The 3,574-nt window shown below is 29.5% G+C and carries 4 protein-coding genes; 1 reads left to right on the top strand and 3 read right to left on the bottom strand.

What is annotated here, in order from left to right; translation table 11 throughout:
- The first annotated feature begins 56 nt into the window (after nucleotides 1–56).
- Nucleotides 57–917: a YitT family protein gene (locus tag ACRDBA_RS12605; protein ID WP_438573276.1), complete on the top strand. Its 861-nt coding sequence runs from the start codon at nucleotides 57–59 to the stop codon at nucleotides 915–917.
- 116 nt (nucleotides 918–1,033) lie between these two features.
- On the opposite strand, the gene ACRDBA_RS12600 is transcribed toward ACRDBA_RS12605, so the two are convergent.
- The 3 genes from ACRDBA_RS12600 to cwlD all read right to left on the bottom strand — a co-directional run bounded on the left by ACRDBA_RS12600 (nucleotide 1,034) and on the right by cwlD (nucleotide 3,338).
- On the bottom strand, nucleotides 1,034–1,591 hold the full coding sequence (locus tag ACRDBA_RS12600) for a Fe-S-containing hydro-lyase (RefSeq protein ID WP_438573275.1): 558 nt from the start codon (nucleotides 1,589–1,591) through the stop codon (nucleotides 1,034–1,036).
- A gap of 15 nt (nucleotides 1,592–1,606) precedes the next feature.
- Nucleotides 1,607–2,449, bottom strand: coding sequence for a fumarate hydratase (locus ACRDBA_RS12595; RefSeq protein ID WP_438573274.1), 843 nt, complete (start codon nucleotides 2,447–2,449; stop codon nucleotides 1,607–1,609).
- Nucleotides 2,450–2,651: 202 nt separating this feature from the next.
- Nucleotides 2,652–3,338: an N-acetylmuramoyl-L-alanine amidase CwlD gene (gene cwlD, locus ACRDBA_RS12590; RefSeq protein WP_438573273.1), complete on the bottom strand. Its 687-nt coding sequence runs from the start codon at nucleotides 3,336–3,338 to the stop codon at nucleotides 2,652–2,654.
- Nucleotides 3,339–3,574: the final 236 nt, after the last annotated feature.

Genomic DNA, 3,574 nt, shown 5'->3' with positions numbered 1-3,574 from the left:
TATGGTTAAATTAATCATATAAATTACTATATAAATAATAAGCAGAGGATTTTATTATGTTATCTAAACTAAAAAAACATCAAAATTTTATCAAGGACTTTGTTCTTATATGCCTAGGGTGTTTTATTGCATCTTTAGGTGTAAATTTATTCTTAGTAAAAGCACAACTATTAAGTGGTGGTGCTACAGGAGTTGCTCTTATTCTTGAATATATGGCTGGAGTTCCTTCTGGTATAACTGTATTTATTGTTAACATACCATTATTTTTCTTAAGTTATAAAATGCTTAGTAAGAGGTTTACAATATATTCAGCTATAGGGATGGTTTCCTTATCTATTTCACTTATTATAACTAAACCTCTATCATCTCTTGTAAGTGTTGATGACATTTTACTTTATTGTATTTATGGTGGAGTTTTATGTGGACTAGGATATGGACTAGTTTTCCTAAGAAATGGATCTACTGGTGGTACTGATATTATTACTATGGTTCTTAGAAAAAAACATTCAAACTTTGAAATTGGAAAACTAAGCTTTTCTATAAATTTCATAATAGTAATTATTGGTGCAATTATATTTGGTCTTCCTAAAGCACTTTATACATTAATCTCTATTTTTGTTCAAGGAATAGTAGTTGATAGGGTTATTAATGGATTCAATAGTAAAAAGCTATTATTAGTATTAAGCGAAAAAGAAGAAGATATTATAAATTTTGTTATAAAAGATATGAACAGAGGGGTAACCTCATTAGTTGCTGAAGGTGAATATACTCATGAATTTAAAAAGATGCTTTATATTGCTGTTACATCTTCACAAATGATTAATTTAAAAACTAAAATACTAAACATAGACCCAAAAGCATTTATTACTATAATAGATGTATCTGAAGTTAACGGAAAGGGTTTTCATAGGATTTAATATATAAATAAAAACCTCTTAAGAAAAATATCTTAAGAGGTTTTAAATTTATCAACAGATAAAAAAAGTTTTCCACAAAACTGTTAACAAAATTAATTTTTCTGAGGATAATTTTTTTATTTTTTGCTATTTAAATAATCTTGCTGACCAATCTCATATAAATTATTTCCCATACTATCTATAATTACTACAAGCGGTAAATCTACAACTTCTAGCTTTCTAATAGCTTCTGCACCTAAATCCTCATAAGCTATTATCTCTGATGATATAATACTTTTTCCAATTAAGGCAGCTGCGCCACCTGTTGCTCCAAAATATATAGCTTTATTTTTAATTATCGAGTCTATAACTTCTTTTCCTCTTGCACCCTTGCCAATCATTCCTGATAGTCCTAATTCTAATAATGCTTTAGTATATGAATCCATTCTGTAACTAGTAGTTGGACCAGCTGACCCTATTACCATTCCAGGCTTAGCTGGACTTGGACCAACATAGTATATTATTTCATTGTTTAAATCTATAGGAAGTTCTTTTCCTTCAGATAATAAGTCTACTAATCTCTTATGAGCAGCATCTCTAGCTGAATATATAGTTCCTGATAATAATATACTGTCACCTGATTTTAATTCCGATACTTTTTCTTTTGTTAGAGGTGTACTTAATCTTATAGCCATATTTAAATTCTCCTCCTATATAGTTCTTTCTTTATGTCTAGTAGCATGGCAATTTATATTAACAGCTACAGGTAATCCAGCTATATGAGTTGGATAAGTTTCTATATTTAACCCTAGGGCTGTAGTCATTCCTCCAAATCCCTGTGGACCAATTCCTAGTTCATTTATTTTATCTAACATTTCTCTTTCTAGCTCTGCATAATACTCTTTGCTATTGCTAGTATTAATAGGTCTAATTAAAGCTTTTTTAGCTAAATATGCAACCTTATCAAATGTTCCTCCAATACCAACTCCTACTATCATCGGTGGACATGGATTAGGCCCTGCTGCCTTAACTACTTCAATTATAAATTCCTTAACCCCTTCTATACCATCTGATGGCTTTAACATCTTAATTTTACTCATATTTTCTGAACCAAAGCCTTTTGGGGCAACTGTTATCTTTAATTTATCCCCAGCTACAACATCATAATATATAACTGCGGGAGTATTATCTTTAGTATTTACTCTATCTATAGGGTCTTTAACAACTGATTTTCTTAAAAATCCTTCATCATACCCTCTTCTAACCCCTTCATTTATAGCCTCTTCTAATAACCCACCTACTATATGAACATCTTGTCCAAGTTCAACAAACACACATGCCATTCCTGTATCTTGGCACATTGGCATTTCCTCATTCTTAGCTATATTAGCATTATCTATTATTTGATTTAAAACGTCCTTTGCTATTGGCCACGTTTCTTTTTCTTCAGATATTAGTAATGCATCCTTTATATCCTTTGATAAGTAGTAATTTGACTCTATACATAATTCTTTTACTACATTAACTATTTCACTTATATGTATTTCTCTCATATATATACCCCCTTTTTATATAATTTAAGTTTAGTGTTTTTCTAATATTTTTACAATAGGTTTGAATATAAGAATATTTTATTATTTTTGTTAATATACTTTATTAAGATAGTTAATTTAAAATTAAAAATTAGTCTTTACCAGCTAATTGTGTTCTAACAAACAAAAAAGAGAGATTATAAATCTCTCTTCTATTTTTAATTTAATTTGTACTCTCATTTCCTTGAAAATACTTATCTATTCCTAAGGATATTCCATTAACTATATCTTCTTGGTGCTTATCTGTTTTTAGTTTTTCTTCTTCTTCTGGATTAGATAAAAAACCACATTCTACTAATACAGATGCGCCCTCATACTTATCTCTTAAAATTAAGTATGCATCACCTGCTGGCTTAGCAACTCTCTTATTATTATCACTTACTGATTCCTTTAATGACTCTTGAATACTTGTTGCTAACTTATTGCTGTTATCATTAGAAGCATACCATACTTGTGCACCATAGCACTTAGCTTGTGGAAACATATTTTGATGAATAGATACAAATACATCACATTTAGTTTCCTTTTTTAACTCACATCTTCTTTTTAGATCTTCTCTCTTCTTTTCCTTTATAGTTTTTCCCTTTATTTCTAGACCTGCATCATCTTGACGAGTTAAATGCACCACATATCCTTTTCCTTCTAAATTAGCTTTTAATTTTAAACTAATAGCTAGATTTATATCTTTCTCAATTGTTCCGCTCTTTGATTGTGCACCACCATCAAATCCTCCATGACCTGGATCTATTAGAACTACTTTTTGTGCCTGCTCATTTTCTATCGCATTTACTGGTAGGCTTATACACATACATAATAAAATTATCAATGAAAATACTCTTAATTTCTTCATTTGTATTCCTCCATAAAAAATATTTATTTAGATAAATTTATTATACCCATTTTTTATAGTAATTCTCCTAAAAACATATTCTACTTTTATTAATTACTTAATCGAGTAGGAGGTAGATAATTATTTTATCTACCGACCTCTCACACCACCGTACGTACCGTTCGGTATACGGCGGTTCATTAGAATTTAATGCATCATTTGATATGTTTGTGTTAGATTAACAAATCCTAGTGATT

It is taken from the genome of Clostridium sp., assembly GCF_051654825.1.
GTDB lineage: Bacteria > Bacillota > Clostridia > Clostridiales > Clostridiaceae > Clostridium.
Note: the sequence above shows the minus strand (reverse complement) of the source record. Positions and strands in the feature narration are given on the sequence as shown.